Here is a 20215-nt window from a genome sequence, read left to right on the forward strand (position 1 = left end):
GTGGATATTTTTTTGCCTATCACTTTTACTGATAGCGCTACGGGTCACTTAGCCCAACAGCGAGCGTAGCCCGGCAATAGCATCCTTGCCCCGCGCCTGCTTTTTCTCCGGGTCCTCTTTATCCGCGCGACCCTCCCACTCCAAATCATCACTGGGCAGCTCGTCTAAAAAGCGGCTGGGCTGGCAGTCCATCAGCTCTCCGTAGGCTTTGCGCTGGCGTGCAAGCGTCAATGTCAGTGTGCGCCGCGCCCGGGTAATGCCAACATAAGCTAGTCGCCGTTCCTCTTCCACGGTGCCCATCTCTATGGCGTTGCGGTGGGGCAGCAAGTCTTCTTCTAAACCCATTAAATAGACATGGGGGAACTCCAGCCCTTTTGAGGCGTGCATGGTGAGTAGCTGTACCCGGTCGGAGTCATCCTCTTCAGCCTGCTGTTCCAGAATATCCCGCAGTACTAAACGGGAAATTGCTGCTTCCACGCCGTCTGTTTCGGTAGCCGTGGAATCATTGGCATCTTCTGGTTCTCGGTTAAGCGACTTCTCCAACTGATCAATTAAAATCCACACGTTGGCCATACGCCGTTCAGCCACCGTGGGCGCGCTGGCGTTTTGATAGAGCCACGCTTCGTAATCCATATCCCGCAGCATGTCACGAATGGCGGCGATGGCATCGTCTTGATCCATGCGCTTGCGGACACTGTCGATAAAATGGGTAAAGCGCGCTAGCCGCTCCACGGCCCGGGTGGGCAGCGTTTGCTCTAGCCCCATCTCATGACAGGCGGCAAACAGCGAAATAGAGCGTTCGGTGGCGTAGTTAGCGAGTTTTTCCACGGTGCCGGGGCCTACTTCTCGCCGCGGTACGTTCACAATGCGTAAAAAGGCGTTGTCGTCGGCGGGGTTAATCAGCAGCCGCAGGTAGGCCATGGTGTCTTTGATCTCGTTGCGGGAGAAAAACGACGTCCCGCCGGAGAGCTTGTAAGGGATTTGATAGTGCTGGAGCTTGAGCTCTAATAAGCGCGCCTGGAAGTTACCCCGATAGAGCACCGCAAAATCACGCCATTCGGCTTTCTCTTTGATGCGCCGAGTGAGCATCTCGCTGGCGACCCGCTCGGATTCTGCGTCTTCATGGCGATTGACGATCACGCGAATGGGCGCGCCATCGCCCATATCCGACCACAAGGTTTTATCGTACACATGGGGGTTGTTGGCAATTAGCGTGTTAGCCGCGCGCAAAATAGTGCCGGTGGAGCGGTAGTTCTGCTCCAGCTTAATGACCTTCAGGCGTGGGAAGTCTTCTCCAAGGGTAACCAGGTTTTCAGGCCGCGCACCCCGCCAAGCATAAATCGACTGATCGTCGTCGCCGACCACGGTAAACGTGGCCCGTTCGGCCATCAACAGTTTCACCAGCAGGTACTGGGAAACGTTAGTGTCCTGGTACTCATCTACCAGCATGTACTGAATTTTACGCCGCCAGCGCTCAAGCGCTTCCGGGTCGCGGCTTAGCAGTACCACTGGCAATAGAATGAGGTCATCGAAATCTACCGCGTTATAGGCTTTTAGGTGGCGCACATAGGCTTCATAGACCCTGGCGGCAAAGTGCTCGTCATCATCCGCAGCAAATGAGAGCGCATCGCTGGGCAGCACTAAATCATTCTTCCAGGTGGAAATTTTGCTCTGCACTGCGTTGATCTGCTCGGCGTCTACCTGGGCGTCTTTGTTCATCAAATCGCGCAGCAGCGCTTTGGCATCTTCCGGGTCGAACAGCGAAAAGCCCGGTTTGTAACCCAGGGTTTTTAGCTCGCCGCGAATAATCGTCAGGCCCAGGTTGTGAAATGTCGACACCGTTAGCCCGTGGCCCTCTTTACCCTTCAGCATTTGCCCAACGCGCTCTTTCATTTCCCGAGCGGCTTTGTTGGTAAAGGTCACGGCGGCAATTTTACGCGCGCTCATGCCACACTCTTGCACCAAATAGGCAATTTTGGTGGTGATCACGCTGGTTTTACCGGAACCTGCGCCCGCCAGTACAAGACAGGGGCCATCGATATAGCGCACCGCTTCCTGCTGGCGCGGGTTGAGCCCTTTAATACGGCTAAGGATGCTCATTGGCGGTTGGGGCGTCATGGCGAAGGGTGACCTCTACAAGTGTTTCTGGGCAAATTCCATTACAATCAGCGGCGCTGGCGAATGCACAATGAGCAATAATAGGCAGGTGGTGATGTTTGAAGTAGCGCTATTTGAACCGCGAATGGCCCCCAATACGGGCAACATTATGCGCCTGGTGGCCAACAACGGCTGTCGTTTACACCTAATTGAACCGCTAGGCTTTGATCTCGAAGAGAAAAAGCTGCGTCGCGCGGGCTTAGACTACCGCGACTTAGCCAACGTGACACGCCACGCGAATTTTACGGCGTTTCAAACCGCGATGCAGGGGCGCACTATTTGGGCGATTACCACTAAAGGGACTCAAGTCCACAGTAACGCCGCCTTTGCCCCTGGCGATGTGCTGCTGTTTGGCTCGGAAACCGCCGGGCTCTCTGCGGAGGTGCACGCAGCGTTGCCCGCCGCACAGAAGCTGCGCATTCCCATGCAGCCCAATAACCGTAGCCTGAACCTTTCTAACGCGGTGGCTATCGTTAGCTATGAAGCGTGGCGCCAGCATGAATTTGCTGGCGCAGGCGACTAAAAACGTAAATTAACCCCGACGTGCACGCTATTATCAAGCGTGCGCGAGCTACGTTGGTCGTCAAAATCAGCGGTCATACGACGATACCCCACATAACCATCAACGGTAGGCGTAAAATCGTAGCGCATACGAGCGCCAGCTAGAAAACTGTCATCAAGCTTGCCGCTGGTGGCCACACTGGGCGTAAAAAAGCCGTAACCCCCAACCGAAACCGCAGGAGCATTGGGTAAATAGACATAGCCGTAGCCGCCTAAGCCTAACCCGCCACCATTGCCGTAATCCGTATTAAACTGCGTCCAGCGCGCCCCTACACCGATGTCCATGCGGCGATTACGCTCGACGCCCATGATTTGACCATGCAGCATGGTGGCATCTTCGCGGTATTCACTATGCAGTACACCCGCACCAATGGCGATACCCTCGGCAATGGGCGCGGCAAGGTTAAGCTCGATGGCGTTATTGCCAAGGTTAAGATCAAAACTTCCTGCTTGCGCAGTACTTGCCGCCCACAGTGCAGTTACTCCGACTAGCAGAGGTGTCCAACGTGGCATCGATTGCTCCTAATCTATACAGTTGCTTCTAAAAAATGTGGGGTAGATAACGATATGTTAAATGCCATAACGGTCGCGGTAGGCCCGCACAGCCTCGGCGTAAGCTAGCATTTCGCCCCCGGCATGCTCTTCCAGGTACGTCAGCACTTGCTCTAGATTGACGATGCTGACGACCGGGATAGCAAACTGGGCCTGAACTTCCTGAATGGCGCTCTGCTCGCCCTGGCCGCGCTCTTGGCGATCTAGCGCAACGATCACGCCGCCTGCACGGGCACCGCTCTGTTTAATCAGGCCCATTACCTCGCGGATCGCGGTACCGGCGGTAATCACATCATCAATGATCAAAATATCGCCAGCAAGCGGCGCGCCGACAATATTACCGCCTTCACCGTGGGTTTTGGCCTCTTTGCGGTTAAACGCGTAGGGCATATCACGGTCGTGGTGGTCGGCCAGAGCGGCTGCCGTAACCGCTGCCAGCGGTATGCCCTTATACGCCGGGCCAAACAGCACGTCGGCTTTTAGGCCGCTATCGACAATCGCTTGGGCGTAGAATCGGCCCAGCTTGGCCAAGGCGCGGCCGGTCTGAAACAGGCCCGCATTAAAGAAGTAAGGGCTTACTCGCCCCGACTTAAGCGTGAACTCGCCAAACTTGAGCACGCCCTGTTCAATAGCGAAGGCAATGAAATCGCGTTGGTAGGGTTGTAGAGTGGTAGCCACAGCGGTCTTCTCTTGTCGATAGGAATGTAAGTCAAACGCAATAATAAAACGGGGTTAAATAGCAAGATTTTGTTTGTCTATTTACCCAAACGTCTAAACGTCGGGTATCATACAGCAGCGACGCAAAAGGGACGATTTATGAAAATTGCCAGCATCAATGTCAATGGTATACGTGATGCCGTCGACCGTGGCTTCCTGGACTGGCTGGCTCAGCAGGACGCCGACGTGGTCTGCGTGCAGAACATCAAGGCAAAAAGTTTTGAACTGGGTGATCATATTCTCTATCCGGAAGGCTACGAAGGCTACTTCCTGGATGCCGAAGAAGATGGTTTCTCTGGTGTGGCACTCTATTGCCGCAAAATCCCCAAGGCCATTATGTACGGCTTGGGGTTTCCTCAGTGCGACCACGAAGGGCGTTTTCTGCAGGCGGATTATGACCGCTTCAGTATTGCTACCTTCCTGATGCCTGATGGGAGTGATCAAAAAGCCAAACAAGCGTTTATGGAACAGTACCAAGAGTATCTGACGAAGATGTCACGCAAACGTCGTGAATACATCATCTGTGGTACTTGGCATATTGCCCACAAAACGGTCGATTTGGCTAACTGGTCGGACAACCAGCTGACCTCTGGTTTCCGTCCGGAAGAGCGCGCCTGGATGGATCAAGTGCTTGGCCCAACGGGCTTTATTGACACCTTCCGCGAAATTAATCGCGATGCGGGTGAATACACTTGGTGGCCCAAGCTCAATCAAGACGTGCCCCGTGAGCGCCAAGAAGGCTGGCGGATTGACTACCAACTGGTCGGCCCCAACTTCCGTCGCCATGTGGTAGACGCGTGGATTGATTACGATGCGACCTTCTCTGAGTTCGCACCGCTAATCGTTGAGTATGATTTAGCGCTCTAAGCGTTAGCTACTTCCCGCGTCGCTCCGCCATGGTAACAAGCAACAGGCCAGCTTATAAGCTGGCCTGTTTGCGTATGCGCGCGTTAATACTTTGCGTGATTAACCACGAATCCCTAGCGCCTCACGCTGCTTTTCGCGCAGCTCATCGCCTGCTTTCTCGGCTAGATCAAGCATCGCGTTTAGCTCAGCGCGATTAAACGCACCCGCTTCCGCAGTGCCCTGCACCTCGATTAGCTCGCCGCTTTCGGTCATCACCACGTTCAGGTCGGTGTCGGCTTTGCTGTCTTCCGGGTAGTCCAGATCCAATACCGGCACACCTTTATAAATACCCACCGAAATCGCGCTGACTAGCTGTTTAAAGGGGTCGCCTTTGATCTTCTTCTCGCGCTGTAGATAGCGAATAGCATCTACTAGGGCCACGCAGCCGCCGGTAATCGCGGCGGTACGCGTACCCCCATCGGCTTGGATAACGTCGCAGTCTACGGTAATGGTGAACTCACCCAGCTTCTTCAAATTCACTGCGGCGCGCAGGCTGCGGCCAATTAACCGCTGAATTTCCAAGGTCCGGCCACCCTGTTTACCACGAGTAGCTTCACGGACACTGCGCGAGTGAGTGGCGCGGGGCAGCATGCCATACTCAGCAGTGATCCAACCCTGATTTTTACCGCGCAGCCAGCGCGGTACGCCTGCTTCCACGCTCGCATTACACAGCACCTTGGTATCGCCAAATTCCACCAGCACGGAGCCTTCTGCATGGCGGGTGAAGTCGCGGGTTAAACGAATTTCACGGAGCTGGCCAGCTTCGCGACCGCTGGGGCGAACAACATCAGGACGCTTAGCACTGCTCACAGATAGCACCTCTCAATAAACGCGTTTCAGGGAAAAGCCGACCATTGTACACGTCTAGGCGCACGCTGATTGGCCTATCGGGTAGACTGGTGAATAACCGTTGCCCACTATCAGGATGCACTATGGCCACTTCCAGCCGCGTACACAGCATGACCGCCTTTTCCCGCACCGAGCAGGCAGCCGCTTTTGGCACGCTGCAGGTAGAAATCCGCTCGGTAAACCAGCGCTATTTAGAGCCGCATTTTCGCCTGCCTGATGCGCTGCGTGATTTAGAGCCGCTGCTGCGGGACGCCCTACGCACCCGACTAGCACGAGGCAAAGTAGAGTGCAGCCTGCGCTTTGAGGCTGCCGAAGCCAATCTAGCCCCCGCCGTAAACGCCCAACGGCTCAAAGAGATCGCCAACGCTTTAGAAGCTATTCAAGAGCAAGTACCCAGTGCTATACCGCCTAATACGCTGGCGATACTCAACCAGCCCGGCGTGATGGAAACCCAGCACTTAGACCAAGACGCCATCAAAGCCGCCGCCAAAGGGCTATTTGACCAAGCGCTGGACGGGCTAATTGACGCCCGCGCCCGGGAAGGCGAAAAGCTCACTGAGATGATCACCACCCGCCTAGACGCTGTCAGCGAGCAAGTAGCCACCGTACGCAGCCTGCTGCCGCAGATACTAGAGCGCCAACGCGCTCAGCTTCTAGAGCGTTTAGAAATCGCCAAGACCGAACTCGACCCCCAGCGCCTGGAAGCCGAGCTGGTACTAGTAGCGCAAAAAGCTGATGTGGACGAAGAGTTAGACCGCCTAACTGCGCATATCGAAGAAGTGCGCCACCAGCTCGCCCAGAAAGGCCCCAAAGGCCGCCGCCTGGATTTTCTAATGCAGGAGCTTAACCGTGAAGCGAATACGCTCTCGTCGAAATCCGTGGTGGCAGAGACAACGCGTTGTGCGGTGGAGTTGAAGGTGCTGATTGAGCAGATGCGGGAGCAGATTCAGAATATTGAGTGATAAAGTATTGGTTTTGCTGCATTGATAAGGACGCCGCCACGGCTTGAGTCACTATAAGCCAACTGACCAATTAACAGTGGTTGCTCAATGGGATGCCAATCCGCATACACCTCTACCAATTCACGGCTCATTTTGAGCCTTCCAGAAGCTTGATATTTTGCAGTTTGATGCCTAACTCGTCATGTGCGGCCACTTCAGAGAAGTTACTTTCCATGCCCAGCACGGCCATAATTTTTAAATAGGTGCCAATTGCCACACCAGGATCACCAGCAAACACCTTGTTCACGGTTTTATGATCAAAGCCCGTGCGCTCGCAGAGCATCTTTTTGGTTAACCCACGTTGCTTCGTCGCTAGCAACAAATCCTCACCAAAATGAGTGAGAATTTTGCGTTGCTTTGGAAACAGCACGCTGTGTAAATTTCGCTTAGCCATACAATCACCAGTAATAGGGCTATATTCCTATTTTTAATTGAATTACGGGAACATAGTCCTAGAGTTTGGCGCTTCAGCTTTGATGGATAGCTTCTAGCAACTACTAGTGGTGGGCTTGGGCATTCTCCACCCGTAGTAGAGTTCGATAGTGCACCCAGCTCAATTCGGTACGCACTGCGTTCCGTTTCGGAAAGCTTTGATAAAACTGGCGGATATTGCGTAGGTTGCGGACATCAAAGCTTTTACACAACTTCGTTTAGCTGTTGTGAGAGCTGCTGTAGCGGCTTCTTACCATACTTGGCACGACGACAGCCTTGCTGTTCGTGCTCGACAACTAAGCGACCTACTTCCCAGTAGCTCTGCACCATGGCCGTATTCACGGCTTGGCGTACCTGCCCGCGTGCTTGCGTTATCTGGTTTTTGCCGTCGCCAGCAGGTGGCCTCGCTCAGGTGCAAAAAAAGTAGGTTTACACAGCTGTTCTGTTTGGCGTTTTTGATGCGTATCACGGTAGGGCGCATTAGCATTTTATATGATGTTTAGCCCCGCTGTCGTGAACGTTGATAAGAGAGAAGTACAATGGACAAAACAAGCTGCGATAACAAAACGGCAGACACGCTATCCAAAGGGCAACCCTCATGGGTTGATGAATTTAGCGTTGTGAAGAAGACTCATGGTGCCCAAGAGGCGCAGGCAGTTGCCATTGCCGATATATTGGGGTTAAAAGGCCCGCTTCCTGAGCCTCATGAAGAAACGCTAAAAGCGGTTGCTGATATTATCGAAGGTGCGTCATTGGATGACGTGGCTGAGCTGAAAAAAGCGCTGCTGCATTGGAAACAGTTCGAAAAAGGTCGCACGGTTTCAAAGGATGAAGCGTTAGTCGACGATTGGCGCTCCGCGCCGTATCCCTACAAGCACCGGCTGTCTCGTAAAACGTACGAAAAGCAGAAATACTACCTTCAGGTGGAACTGCTAAAGCTTCAAGCGTGGATTAAAAAAACGCGTCAGCGTGTCGTCATTATTTTTGAAGGTCGCGATGCTGCAGGAAAGGGCGGCACCATTAAGCGCTTTATGGAGCATCTAAACCCGCGTGGCTCCCGGGTCGTAGCGCTTGAAAAGCCGACAGAAACAGAGCAGGGGCAGTGGTATTTCCAGCGCTATATTAAACACTTGCCGACGCACGGTGAACTCGTTCTGTTTGACCGCTCCTGGTACAACCGGGCGGGCGTTGAGCGGGTCATGGGATTTTGCACCGACCAGCAGCACCAGGACTTTTTACGTCAAGCGCCTGAACTTGAGCGCAACTTGGTGGGCAGCGGAGTGCATATCATCAAGTTCTGGTTTTCGGTCAGTCGTGAAGAGCAGCAGCGTCGTTTTAAAGAGCGTGAACTACATCCACTCAAACGTTGGAAATTGAGCCCGATTGATTTGGCATCGCTGGAAAAATGGGATGAGTACACGGCTGCTAAAGAGACCATGTTCTTCCATACGGATCACTCTGAGTGCCCTTGGGTGGTCATCAAGTCGAACTGCAAAAAACGTGCGCGCTTAAATGCCATGCGCTACGTATTAAATGCCTTCGATTATGAAGGTAAAGATATTAATAACATTGGGGCAACTGATCCCTTGGTGGTAGGTCGTGCTGAGTTTTCTAACGGCTAAAGCCCCGTGGAGAGGTATTCTCGGCCCATAGGTAGGCAGTGCAAGGCTAGCATCTAGTGCTACTGTTAACTTAGCACCCAACTAGCTTTGCCGCTGGTACTAGCAACACGCTAGGCAATGGTGCTTCTACCTTGATTGAGGATGCCCTGCCATGCTGACTTTGCGCTACCTCTCTTTCGCTCTCCTGCTCGGTATGCTGAGCATGCTCCCCCTCACCACCCACGCCAACACCGCCACCTGGCAAGCCCTCCAAGAAGGTGGCTTGGTGATCTTAATGCGCCATGCGCTGGCGCCAGGAATCGGCGACCCACCAGCGTTCAAGCTTGAAGAGTGCGATACCCAGCGTAATTTATCGGCGGAGGGGCGTGCTCAGGCAGTGAGGGTAGGCCAGGCGTTTCGTGAGCGGGAAGTGCCCATTGACGCGGTATATTCGTCGCGCTGGTGCCGGGCGTTAGAGACCGCCGAGCAGCTAGCGTTGGGAGACGTTGAGCCAACGCCGTGGTTAGACTCTTTCTTTCGCAATCCGGGCGAGCGGGAAGCGCTAACCCAGGCCCTGCGCGACAATATTATGGCGTGGCAAGGGCCGGGCAATCTGATGTTGGTAACGCATCAGGTCAATATTACGGCACTTATTGGGGGCGTAGTGCGCTCGGGTGATATGGCCGTTGTACGCCCAGAGGGGCAGGTGCTGAACGTAGTGGGGTCGCTAAGTAGTAACGGGGAGTGAGGCTGGGTTTATAACAATTTACTTCAATGAAGCGCGGCAAATTATTCGCTCCTTATCCGCTGCGGTAGGTTTTACGCTGGGCAGTGTTGATAAGGAGTAAATTATGCCACCAGACACTACCCCAACAGCACGTCGCGTGATCGCCCAGCATCCGGCCGAGCGCGATGATATCGGCGATTTAGTCACCCGGCGGCCACTGCCGGGGCCAGGGCTGGATCAGCTTGATCCGTTTCTGTTTTTGAATCACCACGGCCCGCAGACGTACCCGGCCAATAATCGCGGTCTGCCGTTTGGCCCACACCCGCACCGGGGCTTTGAGACGGTGACGTTTATTTTAGAAGGCTCGCTTGCCCACGCCGACAGCGCCCAGCATCAAAGCGTGATTCACGCGGGCGGCGTGCAGTGGATGACCGCGGGCAGCGGTATTGTGCATGCGGAAATTTCGCCGCCGGAGTTTTTACGCGACGGCGGCTCGCTGGAGATTTTACAGCTGTGGGTCAACCTGCCGTCGCACCTGAAAATGAGTGAGCCGCGCTATGTGGGGCTGCAGCAAGCATCCATACCCGCTATCGCGCTGCCGGGCGGCGGGGAGCTAAACCTGATTGCCGGTGAGTGGCAGGGAAGCGCGGGCCCTATCGACACGCTGACGGGCGTGTTTATGTCGACACTAAGGCTGACTGCCGGTAGCCACGAGCAACTGCCCGTTGCGTCAGGTCGGCAGGTATTTCTCTATGTGGTAGATGGCGATGTGACGGTAGGCGGCGAGCCCGTTAAGTCCCACCATTTGATTGAAGTGAATCGCGACGGTGATAGCCTGGACATCGGCGCCAGCAGTAACGCGCGGCTGCTGTTTGGACACGGCGAGGTGATTGATGAGCCGGTTTATTCCCATGGCCCTTTCGTGATGAATACCCGCGAAGAAATCGTCCAGGCGGTTGAGGACTATCAGAACGGCAAATTTGGCGGGCTAACGCTCTGAAGACCACTCTCCTACAGGGGTTCGCCGCGATAGTAATGCCACAGAAACAGCGAGCCTACACTACGCCAGGGAGCCCAGTGCTCTACCAACTGGCGGGCTTGCTTGGGCGTGGGTTTGTTATCCATGCCCTTCAAGCGGCCCAGCGCAACTCGCAGGGCGAGGTCGTCGGCGGGGAAAATATCGGGGCGTTGCAGTGAGAACATCAGGTAGATCTCTGCACTCCAACGGCCAAAGCCGCGTAGCGCGGTAATGGCGGCAATGGCTTCGTTATCATTTAGCTGTTCAAGCCCATCAGCGCTAAAGGTGCCTGCCAACTCCGCTTCAGCAAGCCCCTTAGCGTACTCAATCTTACGCCATGAGAGCCCCGCCTCGCGCAGCGCTTGGCCCTCCACTTCCAGCACAGCCTTGGCGTGTAACTCCGGCAGTAATGTATTGACCCGGCCCATAATGGCGCGGGCCGCCTCGGTGGAGATCTGTTGGCTGACGATGGTTGAGAAGAAGGTGGCAAACCCAGGGTCGCGTTCGCGGGGCAAGGGCGCACCCACTAGGGGATAGGCACGGGCAATATCGGCATCGGCCTCAGCGAGCGCCGCCATGGCTTTTTCAATTTTGCTAACGGCTGTGTCCTTAGCTGTCATTCTCGGCCTCTTTAAATAAGAGTTTAGGGCTAATAGCGTTGCTTATAAAAGGTGGCAAAAAGGGCTAATCGTTTCTAGGGTATAAGGGTGCAACTCATAAGGAGGTGACGCTATGCATACTCAAGTAATGAAGACTTCACGCGTACTAACCCTGAGTGCCATTGCCGCGTTAATGCTGGTGCTAGCTGGCTGCGGTTCAACCACTGGCGAACGTGCTGCCAGCGGTGCTGGAGTGGGTGCCGCTGTTGGCGCAGGTGCTGCTGCCGCCACCGGTGGAAGCGTTGGCCAGGGCGCGGTGATTGGTGGTGGCGTAGGTGCCGCGACCGGTGCTGCCACGGATGAAGACGATATCAGCCTGGATTAACGAGCAGGCCCCTTATCGGCAAAGCCGGAAGCCGCGCATGCCTAAATGAAAATGGTCGGCATGTGCGGCGTTGTAGTCTGGCCCCAGCACATTACCAAAGGTATCGCAGGCGCCATCCCGGGCTGCCCGCAAAAACTCACCAACGTCACCATCATCTTCCCAGTGATTAAGTAGTGTTACGCGCTGGCCACTCTCAAACTGAAACCCCGTTACGTCCAACGCTTCAGCGGTGGCATGTTCGCTGCGCCTGCCTGACTCGCGACCATACACATTGCGGCAGGCGAAACTGCCCACATGATTCACCTGGGCCACTCGGCTACCCATAATCTCTTCTGCGGCGGGCTGAAGGGCGTGGCGTTCATACATCACCCAAGCCAGGGCCAGCGGGCAGGTAGCCACAAAGCTTTGGTTGAAACGCACGCTGCTGGACTGCATGCGTACCACGTTGCTGAGTGGGCAGCTGTCGGTGGGGGCGTAGTCGGCCAGAGGGGTATAGCGAAGTTCACTCTCGGGCACTGTATCCAGTGCGGCTAAGCAGGCTTGACGGTTATCGTTTAAGCGTTTGAGCTTAAGCTGAGTGATGGGCGTGATGGGGTCATCGACATAAAGCGGCGCCCAAGGTGCCCAATGGCGGGGAACTTCGATGACTCCCTTCTGTAAGGCTACCCCGAGGGCAATGAAGCATAAAATCATTATCGTACTACGCATGCTGATCTCCTTATCGCTCTGCGCGAAACCCTACAGCCCACGCCATGGGTGTGCGATACTGCACGTTACTTTATGCATGTTTGTGTAGGGCAAGTGCAGACAGTAGCAGCGCTGCCAATAATGACAAACCGTTGGCGCGGCTATTTTTATCGCCTGTTTTGCCAACAGCTTGAGCAACTTTTCACTCGCTTTTTGCTAACTAGGGAAGCGCTTCATGTCCCAGGGTACGCTTTTTATCGTGTCTGCCCCATCGGGTGCTGGCAAAACCAGCTTGGTTCGCGAGCTAATCGAAAGCCTTGATGGTATTCAAGTGTCGGTGTCGCACACCACGCGCAATAAGCGCGAAGGGGAAGTGGACGGCGTCAATTACCACTTTATTCCTGTGGCCGATTTTGAAGCAAAGATCGCGGGTGGTGACTTTTTTGAGTATGCCAAGGTCTTTGATAATTACTACGGCACCTCGCGCCAAGCAGTACAAACGCTGCTAGATGCGGGGCAGGACGTTATTTTAGAGATTGACTGGCAGGGCGCCCAGCAGGTACGCCAACAGTTTTCCTCGGCGGTGTCGATTTTTATCCTGCCGCCATCGCGCAGTGAGTTAGAGCGCCGTCTTGCCAGCCGTGGCACCGATGAGCATGCGGTGATCGCCCGGCGCATGCGCGATGCGGTTAGCGAAATGTCGCACTTTGATGAGTATGACTACTTGGTCATTAACGATGACTTCACTACTGCGCTGCAAGAACTGCAGTCGCTGGTGATTAGCCGCCGCTTAACACGGGCCGCCATGCAAGAGCGTCATGCGCCACTGCTCGACGCGCTCTTGTCACAGGCGCCTAGCGTCGAGTAATCTATCAGGTTCTATTACCACTCTTTTTTTCGCTGGTCGGCGACGTTGTCCAACAACGCCGGCCCGGCGTCGTTATTACAGGAAGGCCCCCATGGCTCGCGTAACCGTTGAAGATTGTCTGGAAAATGTTGAAAACCGCTTCAAGCTGGTGATGATTTCCACCCAGCGCGCGCGTCAGTTGGCCCGTGGTTCTCGGGATTCGCAGCTGCCCTGGGAAAATGATAAGCCCACGGTGATGGCGCTGCGTGAAATAGCCGCGGGTCTGGTTGACCATACGGTACTGGATGAGCCGGTTGAAGCCCCGGTGCGTGCGCGTCCTGCAATGACGCCTCATATCGACGACTAAGGTTAAGAACCGAACGACTAGGGCTACGAACCGATTAGGGGCGCGGTAAATGTTCACCATTGATGACCTGGCCGACCGACTCGGCGGCTATTTACCACCGGATGAGATCCAGCAGGTCAAGCGCGCCTTCTACTACGCTGAGCAGGCCCACGATGGCCAGCGTCGCCGCTCTGGCGAGCCTTACGTTACCCACCCGCTAGCGGTGGCTAATATTCTTGCCAACATGCACATGGACCATCAAAGCTTGATGGCCGCTATGCTGCATGATGTCATTGAAGACACCGGCGTCTCGAAAAAAGCCTTGGTGGCGCAGTTTGGTAAACCGGTTGCTGAGCTGGTGGACGGTGTATCCAAGCTGACCCAGATCACCTTCGAAGACAAAGCCGTCGCCCAGGCGGAAAACTTCCAGAAGATGGTGTTGGCGATGTCGCGAGATATTCGCGTCATTATCGTTAAACTCGCCGACCGGCTGCACAATATGCGCACCCTGGGCGCGCTACGCCCCGATAAAAAGCGCCGTATTGCCCGGGAAACGCTGGAAATTTATGCGCGTATTGCCGGGCGTCTGGGCATCAATACCATCCGTATTGAGCTAGAAGACCTCTCCTTTCAGGCCATTCACCCCATGCGCGCCGAGCGTATTAAGCGTGCCGTGGCCAGCGCCCGCGGTAATCGCCGCAGCGCCATGCGGGAAATTCAGTCGTCGCTGCAGCAGAGTCTAGATGACGAAGCGCTGCCGGGAACGGTGGTTGGTCGCCAGAAGCATTTGCTGTCGATTTATAAGAAAATGCGCGACCAGCGCAAACCCTTCGCAGAAATCATGGATGTGTTCGGTTTTCGCATCATTACCGAGGACGTGGCCAGCTGCTATCGAATTTTAGGGGTGGTGCATAACCTATATAAGCCGGTGCCGGGGCGATTTAAAGATTACATCGCAATACCCAAAGCAAACGGCTACCAAAGCCTGCACACCACGCTATTTGGCCAGCGAGGCATGCCGATTGAGGTGCAGATCCGCACCCGTGAAATGGAAGCCATGGCCAATAACGGTATTGCCGCCCACTGGCTTTATAAAGCAGGGCAAACCGATCACCCGATTGCCGAAGGTAGTCATGCCCGCGCCCGCGCCTGGGTAAAAGGGCTGCTAGAGATGCAGCGCCACGCAGGGGACTCGTTAGAATTTATTGAACACGTTAAAAATGACTTGTTCCCCGACGATATCTACGTATTTACCCCCAAAGGCGACATCATGGAGCTGTCCCAGGGCGCCACGGTGATCGACTTTGCGTACAGCGTGCACACCGATATTGGCAATAACTGTATTGCCTGTCGTATCGACCGTCATCTAGCGCCACTGTCCACCCGGCTTGAAAGCGGCCAAACCCTGGAAATCATCACCGCCCCTGGGGCTAAGCCCAACCTGGCGTGGCTGAATTTTGTAACCACGGCGAAAGCCCGCTCGGCCATTCGTCACGCGCTTAAGCATCAGCAGCAGGCTGAGGCCATTATGCTGGGCCGCCGGCTGTTGAATAAGGCGCTGACGCCCTTTGAAACCAGCCTGGAAGAGCTGGATGAAAACGTGTTTAGCCAGGCGTTTAGCGAGTTAGATGTTCCCTCGTTGGATTCGCTGCTGGAGTCGCTGGGGCTGGGTAACCGGATGGCCCACGTGGTGGCGCGGCGGTTAGTGGATGTCGCCCACAGCGACCGCTGTGACCAAACGCTTACCGAGGGAAACGATAAAGCCGTCGTGATTAGCGGCAGTGAAGGGATGGTGATTAATTTTGCCCGCTGCTGCCACCCGCTGCCCGGTGACCCGGTGGTGGGCCATCTCTCGGTAGGCAAAGGTTTAGTGGTGCACCGCAGCGAGTGTAAAAATCTCACTGATCTGAAAAGCGACCCCGAGAAACTGTTTACCCTTGAGTGGTCGGAAACGATCGAAGATGACTTCCCCGTTGCGCTGCGCATAGAAATTGAAAGCCGTCGCGGGCTGGTGGCTGAACTGGCCGGGCTAGTGACCGATGCTGACGCTAATATTGAGCGCATCGGCATTGAGGAGCGTGACGCACGCCTCTCCACCATTAATTTAACCCTATCGGTGAAAGGGCGTGTCCATCTCGCCCGTATTATCAAGCGTATCCGCAACTTGCCCAACGTCGGCAAAATTACCCGAATGGCGAATTAATAGCCCGTATCAGTGAGCCGCCGGCTAAATGCTGGCAGCGCTGGTGATGGGTAAAATAATCATGTTCACACCATTAAGGAGCACGAGCACCTATGAGCAATAAAGCCGTTATAAACACTGAGAAAGCACCCGCTGCCATTGGCCCCTATTCACAGGCGATTAAAGCAGGTAATACGGTGTATATGTCGGGGCAGATCCCACTCAACCCAGAGACAATGGAAATCGTCTCTGAGGATTTCGAAGCCCAGGCACGCCAGGTATTCACTAACCTGCAAGCGGTATGTGAAGAAGCCGCAGGATCGCTTGGCGATATCGTGAAGCTCAACCTCTATTTGGTGGATTTAGACAACTTCGCCATTGTTAACAAGGTTATGGAAGAGTTTTTCTCCCAGCCGTTCCCCGCCCGCGCAGCGGTAGGTGTGAAGGCGCTGCCCAAGGGTAGCCAAGTTGAAGCCGAAGCCGTGATGGTGATTGGCGACTAAACACCGGTTAAACGCGAACACCATAAAAAGAGCGGCCCCTTCAAGGGCCGCTCTTTTAGTGTTTTACGCAAAATAGCTAGCCAGCGGCTAGATTGTTTGCGGCGTTAAGAAGCCGCCCTCTTTAAGCACTTGGGCGTAGCCCTCTTTGTAGCTTGGGTAGCGGAAGTTATAACCGGTTTCACGGATTCGGCTATTATCGCAGCGCTTACTGGCCCGGCGACGCAGCGGTGATTGCATGGTCTCAGTGGACTCCACTTTTAGCTGTGTGGCTAACCACGCCATTACGTTGTGCATGGTAACCGGTTCACAGTCGCTGCCGAGGTAAAGGTCGGAAAGGGGCTGGCCCTTTTCTTGGCAGCGAATTAAATGTGCCAAAATGCCGGTGCAGTCGTCCCGGTGAATGCGGTTGGAGTAGATGACTGGCGTTACGGCGGCAATGCGGCCTTCTGCCACCTGATGAATTAGCCGGTCACGGCCTGGGCCGTAAATGCCGGAAAAGCGCACGACGGTGCCGGGTAGCGAATGGTTGAGCAGCGCCTGCTCCGCTTCGCACATCAGTTTGCCTGAGAAACTGGTCGATTCGGTGGGGCTTGCCTCGTTTACAACCTCGCCCTCCTGCTGGCCATAGACGCTGGTCGATGAGACGAAGAAAATGCGCTTTGGCGGCTTTTTGTGCTGCTCCAGCACACCTAATACGCGCTTAAGGCCATCGGGGTAAGCACTTTGATAGGCGCTCTCTTCAAAGCGGTCGGCACTCACGGTGTAAACAACGTAGTCGGCTTGAGGCAGCGCCGAGGCATCGGCGCCTTCAAGGTCATTGAGATCCAGCGCTAGCGGCTCAATGCCGCTACCCTGTAAAGCATCAGCTTGGCGGCGTATACCGATGACACGATGCCCCTCGCTGAGTAGCTCGCGACCTAAGGTAATTCCGATATCGCCACAGCCGACAATCAATACAGTTAGCTTCACCTGGCTCACTCCTCTTGATAAATATTCCCTATCAGATACAAAGTCTCTATGAGATGTGACATCTTCAATAGGACTTGCTTGTCCTTGCCATCCCGTTAACCGTCACGATTAGTAGTCACAAGCTACTATTAATCCTAAGCAGCAACGAGAGGATGCCAACTGGCACCGTTATGACTTTAACAGAACTTCGCTATATCGTAACCCTTGCCCAAGAGCGCCACTTTGGGCGGGCGGCAGAGCGCTGCCATGTTTCCCAGCCTACGCTATCGGTCGCAGTGAAGAAACTCGAAGATGAGCTGGATATCCCGCTCTTCGAGCGCTCTAAATCTACCGTGCAGGTTACCCCGCTAGGTGAGAAAATTGTTGCCCAGGCGCAGCGGGTGCTAGAGCAGAGCAGCCTGATTTATGAAATGGCCAGCGCGGGGAAAGATCAGCTAGCGAACCCACTGCGTATTGGCGCTATTTACACGATTGGCCCCTATTTATTTCCCCATTTAATTCCTGCGCTGGCTAATGCTGCACCGCAAATATCGCTATATATCGAAGAGGGTATGACCGGCTCGCTACGCGCCAAGCTGCGTAGCGGTGAGCTTGATGTGATTATTGTGGCGCTGCCGTTTACCGAAACTGACGTGGTTACCAAGCCGATTTACGACGAGCACTTTGAAGTGCTGCTGCCTGCCAATCATCGCTGGGTGGAGCGTAAGATGATTAATAAAGAGGATCTGCTGGAAGAGCGGCTATTACTGCTGGGCGAAGGCCACTGCTTCCGCGATCAGATTTTAGAGGCCTGCCCGGCAATCTCCCAGAAACTCAACAGCCCCAATAACACACTCATTGCTGAAGGCGGTTCACTGGAAACTATTCGCCATATGGTGGCTTCAAAGCTGGGCATTACAGTGTTGCCGCAGTCGGCGCTAGGCACTGACCAGTACGAAAACGCCATGCTGGTGAGTAGGCCCTTTGCCGATCCTGCGCCCTCGCGCACGGTCGCCATTGCCTGGCGGGCCAGCTTCCCTCGGCCTAAAGCAATTGAAGCCTTGGCCCAGGCGATTAGCCAGTGCAAGCAGCCTGTTAAGATGGTTAAAGTCTCCTCATGAGTGAACTCACGTCACCGGTCACCGCGCTCAAAGGGGTAGGCGAGGCGCTAGCAATTAAACTGGCGCGCCTGGGGATTGAGCGCATTAGCGATCTGCTTTTTCACCTACCGCTGCGCTATCAGGACCGCACGCGGCTAACGCCCATCGGGCTGCTGCGGGCGGGTCAGGAAGCCGTGGTTGAAGGAGAAGTGACCGCCAGTGACGTGGTGAAGGGGCGCAGACGCAGCCTGCTGGTTCGCCTGCGCGATGGTAGCGGTATTTTAAGCCTGCGGTTTTTCCACTTCTCCCCCGCTCAGCAGCAACAGCTGCGCCCTGGGGTAACGGTGCGCGCCTTTGGCGAAGCACGCGCCGGGGCCACAGGCCTGGAGATTTATCACCCGGAGTACCGGCTAAGCGGCGGCAGCGAAACGCCGGTTGAGGAGTACTACACGCCGATTTATCCCACTACCGAAGGGCTTCACCAAACCCGCCTGCGGGCACTTACCCAGCAGGCGCTAGGTATGTTAGCGCAAACGCCAGCGGCGCTGCCGGAGGTGATACCCGACGCCCTGCTTCAGCGGTTTAACCTGCCGGGGCTGCACGCTAGCCTACAACTGCTGCATCAGCCGCCGCCGGATGTGGATTTAGAGTCGCTCACATATGGGCACCACCCTGCCACCCGCAGGCTCGCGTTGGAAGAGCTACTGGCCCACCAGCTTAGCCTGCGGGAAGTACGCTTACGCATTCAGGCTGACGGCGCGCCGGCGCTGCCTTCGGGGCGTGGTCTGCAAACCCGCTTCTTAGCTCAGCTGCCATTTGCGCTGACCGGTGCCCAGCAGCGCGTACTGGAAGAGATCGCCCTGGACCTTGCTCGCCCAGCCCCAATGCTGCGGCTGGTGCAAGGGGATGTGGGTTCAGGGAAAACGGTGGTAGCGGCAATGGCTGCGCTCTCGGCGCTGGCGGGCAACTGTCAGGCGGCGATGATGGCACCCACGGAGATCCTCGCCGAGCAGCACTACCGTGCCTTCAAGGCGTGGTTTGAACCGCTAGGCATTGAGGTGGCGTGGCTGGCGGGCAAACTTAAAGGCAAAGCGCGGCTAGATGCCAAAGCGGCCATTGCCGATGGCCGGGCGCGCATGGTGGTAGGCACCCATGCGCTGTTCCAGGCCGATGTGCATTTTCAGTGCCTGGGGCTGGCGATTATTGACGAGCAGCACCGCTTTGGGGTTCACCAGCGCCTAGCGCTGCGGGAAAAAGGTGAAGCCGGTGGATTGACGCCCCACCAGCTCATCATGACCGCCACCCCCATCCCCCGCACCCTGGCCATGAGCGCCTATGCGGATCTCGATGTCTCGGTGATTGACGAGCTACCGCCGGGGCGCACGCCGGTAAAAACCGTGGTGGTGTCGGATGAGCGCCGCCCCGAAGTGGTGGAGCGCATTCGCAACGCCTGTAGCGATGGCCGCCAAGCCTACTGGGTATGCACGCTGATAGAAGAGTCAGAAGTGCTGCAGTGCCAGGCTGCTGAAGTTACCCGTGAGGAGCTGACCCAAGCGTTGCCGGAGCTGTCGATTGGCTTGATCCATGGGCGCATGAAGGCCAGCGAGAAAGTCGCGGTGATGGAGGCTTTCAAAACCGGTGAGTTAGATTTATTGGTGGCCACCACGGTGATTGAGGTGGGGGTGGATGTGCCTAATGCCAGCCTGATGATTATCGAAAACCCCGAACGCCTAGGGCTTTCACAGCTTCACCAGTTACGTGGCCGGGTAGGGCGTGGCAGCACTGAAAGCTTCTGCGTGCTGCTTTATCACCCGCCGCTCTCGAAAAGCTCCCGTGAGCGCTTGGGCGTGATGCGCGAAACCACCGATGGCTTCCGCATCGCTGAGAAGGACTTAGAGATCCGCGGGCCAGGGGAAGTGCTGGGCACCCGCCAAACCGGCCTTGCCCAAATGAAAATTGCCGACCTTGAGCGCGACGCTGACCTATTAGAGCGTGTGACTGCCCTTGCCCAAACGCTACAGGGCAACGCCGAGATCACCGCCGTGCTGGTACGCCGCTGGTTAGGTGAAGCCGCTGGCCGCTACGGGCAGGTGTAGC

The 20215-nt window shown here is 55.5% G+C and carries 23 protein-coding genes; 13 read left to right on the top strand and 10 right to left on the bottom strand.

Going from position 1 to position 20215, the window contains the following annotated elements:
* Positions 1-48: 48 nt before the first annotated feature.
* The gene (gene rep, locus MOY_RS07180; RefSeq protein ID WP_009098147.1) at positions 49-2118 is read right to left on the bottom strand and encodes a DNA helicase Rep; all 2070 of its coding nucleotides are present in this window, start codon (positions 2116-2118) and stop codon (positions 49-51) included.
* Between the two features lie 94 nt (positions 2119-2212).
* On the opposite strand from rep, the gene MOY_RS07185 reads away from it, so the two are divergent.
* Positions 2213-2680 carry a tRNA (cytidine(34)-2'-O)-methyltransferase gene (locus MOY_RS07185; protein ID WP_009098149.1) on the top strand — a complete coding sequence of 156 codons (468 nt, stop codon included), beginning with the start codon at positions 2213-2215 and terminating at the stop codon, positions 2678-2680.
* On the opposite strand, the gene MOY_RS07190 is transcribed toward MOY_RS07185, so the two are convergent.
* The gene (locus tag MOY_RS07190; protein ID WP_009098151.1) at positions 2677-3231 is read right to left on the bottom strand and encodes a YfaZ family outer membrane protein; all 555 of its coding nucleotides are present in this window, start codon (positions 3229-3231) and stop codon (positions 2677-2679) included. The two genes, MOY_RS07185 and MOY_RS07190, sit on opposite strands and share 4 nt — an antisense overlap.
* A 57-nt stretch (positions 3232-3288) precedes the next feature.
* Positions 3289-3948 carry an orotate phosphoribosyltransferase gene (gene pyrE / locus MOY_RS07195; protein ID WP_009098154.1) on the bottom strand — a complete coding sequence of 220 codons (660 nt, stop codon included), beginning with the start codon at positions 3946-3948 and terminating at the stop codon, positions 3289-3291.
* 138 nt (positions 3949-4086) lie between these two features.
* On the opposite strand from pyrE, the gene MOY_RS07200 reads away from it, so the two are divergent.
* On the top strand, positions 4087-4854 hold the full coding sequence (locus MOY_RS07200; RefSeq protein WP_009098157.1) for an exodeoxyribonuclease III: 768 nt from the start codon (positions 4087-4089) through the stop codon (positions 4852-4854).
* A gap of 99 nt (positions 4855-4953) precedes the next feature.
* Here MOY_RS07200 and rph read toward each other — a convergent pair whose 3' ends face one another.
* Complete coding sequence (gene rph, locus MOY_RS07205; protein WP_009098159.1) at positions 4954-5703, bottom strand: ribonuclease PH; 750 nt, start codon at positions 5701-5703, stop codon at positions 4954-4956.
* Between the two features lie 122 nt (positions 5704-5825).
* Here rph and MOY_RS07210 point away from each other — a divergent pair, with 122 nt between their 5' ends.
* Positions 5826-6704, top strand: a complete 879-nt coding sequence (locus tag MOY_RS07210) for a YicC/YloC family endoribonuclease (protein WP_009098161.1) — start codon at positions 5826-5828, stop codon at positions 6702-6704.
* 127 nt (positions 6705-6831) lie between these two features.
* On the opposite strand, the gene MOY_RS07215 is transcribed toward MOY_RS07210, so the two are convergent.
* The 3 genes from MOY_RS07215 to MOY_RS17670 form a co-directional block, all read right to left on the bottom strand.
* Complete coding sequence (locus MOY_RS07215) at positions 6832-7137, bottom strand: helix-turn-helix transcriptional regulator (RefSeq protein ID WP_009098163.1); 306 nt, start codon at positions 7135-7137, stop codon at positions 6832-6834.
* A 103-nt stretch (positions 7138-7240) separates the two neighbouring features.
* Positions 7241-7387: a DUF1016 N-terminal domain-containing protein gene (locus MOY_RS17665; RefSeq protein ID WP_250645363.1), complete on the bottom strand. Its 147-nt coding sequence runs from the start codon at positions 7385-7387 to the stop codon at positions 7241-7243.
* Entirely contained in the window at positions 7380-7517 is a 138-nt protein-coding gene (locus MOY_RS17670) for a DUF1016 N-terminal domain-containing protein (protein WP_009098164.1), read from the bottom strand. The genes MOY_RS17665 and MOY_RS17670 overlap by 8 nt, the downstream gene beginning before the upstream one ends.
* 197 nt (positions 7518-7714) lie before the next feature.
* Here MOY_RS17670 and ppk2 point away from each other — a divergent pair, with 197 nt between their 5' ends.
* The 3 genes from ppk2 (at position 7715) to MOY_RS07230 (ending at position 10503) form a co-directional block, all read left to right on the top strand.
* The gene (gene ppk2 / locus MOY_RS07220) at positions 7715-8797 is read left to right on the top strand and encodes a polyphosphate kinase 2 (RefSeq protein ID WP_009098166.1); all 1083 of its coding nucleotides are present in this window, start codon (positions 7715-7717) and stop codon (positions 8795-8797) included.
* Positions 8798-8948: 151 nt separating this feature from the next.
* Entirely contained in the window at positions 8949-9524 is a 576-nt protein-coding gene (locus tag MOY_RS07225; RefSeq protein ID WP_009098168.1) for a histidine phosphatase family protein, read from the top strand.
* A gap of 103 nt (positions 9525-9627) precedes the next feature.
* Positions 9628-10503, top strand: coding sequence for a pirin family protein (locus MOY_RS07230; protein ID WP_009098170.1), 876 nt, complete (start codon positions 9628-9630; stop codon positions 10501-10503).
* 11 nt (positions 10504-10514) lie between these two features.
* Here MOY_RS07230 and MOY_RS07235 read toward each other — a convergent pair whose 3' ends face one another.
* Positions 10515-11141, bottom strand: coding sequence for a DNA-3-methyladenine glycosylase family protein (locus tag MOY_RS07235; RefSeq protein ID WP_009098172.1), 627 nt, complete (start codon positions 11139-11141; stop codon positions 10515-10517).
* A gap of 112 nt (positions 11142-11253) precedes the next feature.
* On the opposite strand from MOY_RS07235, the gene MOY_RS07240 reads away from it, so the two are divergent.
* A complete protein-coding gene (locus MOY_RS07240) occupies positions 11254-11505 on the top strand; it encodes a hypothetical protein (protein WP_009098174.1) in 252 nt (83 codons plus the stop codon).
* A gap of 12 nt (positions 11506-11517) precedes the next feature.
* Here the strand turns inward: MOY_RS07240 and MOY_RS07245 are convergent, their stop codons facing one another.
* Positions 11518-12213, bottom strand: coding sequence for an extensin-like domain-containing protein (locus MOY_RS07245; protein WP_009098177.1), 696 nt, complete (start codon positions 12211-12213; stop codon positions 11518-11520).
* 214 nt (positions 12214-12427) lie between these two features.
* Between MOY_RS07245 and gmk the strand changes: the two genes are divergently transcribed.
* The 4 genes from gmk (at position 12428) to MOY_RS07265 (ending at position 16070) form a co-directional block, all read left to right on the top strand.
* On the top strand, positions 12428-13060 hold the full coding sequence (gene gmk / locus MOY_RS07250) for a guanylate kinase (RefSeq protein ID WP_009098179.1): 633 nt from the start codon (positions 12428-12430) through the stop codon (positions 13058-13060).
* Positions 13061-13151: 91 nt separating this feature from the next.
* Complete coding sequence (gene rpoZ, locus MOY_RS07255) at positions 13152-13406, top strand: DNA-directed RNA polymerase subunit omega (RefSeq protein ID WP_009098181.1); 255 nt, start codon at positions 13152-13154, stop codon at positions 13404-13406.
* Positions 13407-13455: 49 nt separating this feature from the next.
* Complete coding sequence (locus MOY_RS07260) at positions 13456-15588, top strand: RelA/SpoT family protein (RefSeq protein WP_009098183.1); 2133 nt, start codon at positions 13456-13458, stop codon at positions 15586-15588.
* A 92-nt stretch (positions 15589-15680) separates the two neighbouring features.
* Entirely contained in the window at positions 15681-16070 is a 390-nt protein-coding gene (locus MOY_RS07265) for a RidA family protein (RefSeq protein WP_009098185.1), read from the top strand.
* An 87-nt stretch (positions 16071-16157) separates the two neighbouring features.
* Here the strand turns inward: MOY_RS07265 and MOY_RS07270 are convergent, their stop codons facing one another.
* Entirely contained in the window at positions 16158-17039 is an 882-nt protein-coding gene (locus tag MOY_RS07270) for an SDR family oxidoreductase (protein WP_009098186.1), read from the bottom strand.
* A gap of 170 nt (positions 17040-17209) precedes the next feature.
* Here MOY_RS07270 and MOY_RS07275 point away from each other — a divergent pair, with 170 nt between their 5' ends.
* Positions 17210-18139: a hydrogen peroxide-inducible genes activator gene (locus MOY_RS07275; RefSeq protein WP_009098187.1), complete on the top strand. Its 930-nt coding sequence runs from the start codon at positions 17210-17212 to the stop codon at positions 18137-18139.
* Positions 18136-20214, top strand: coding sequence for an ATP-dependent DNA helicase RecG (gene recG, locus MOY_RS07280; protein WP_009098188.1), 2079 nt, complete (start codon positions 18136-18138; stop codon positions 20212-20214). The genes MOY_RS07275 and recG overlap by 4 nt, the downstream gene beginning before the upstream one ends.
* Position 20215: the final 1 nt, after the last annotated feature.

Origin of the sequence: Halomonas sp. GFAJ-1, from assembly GCF_000236625.2 — a bacterium.
GTDB lineage: Bacteria > Pseudomonadota > Gammaproteobacteria > Pseudomonadales > Halomonadaceae > Vreelandella.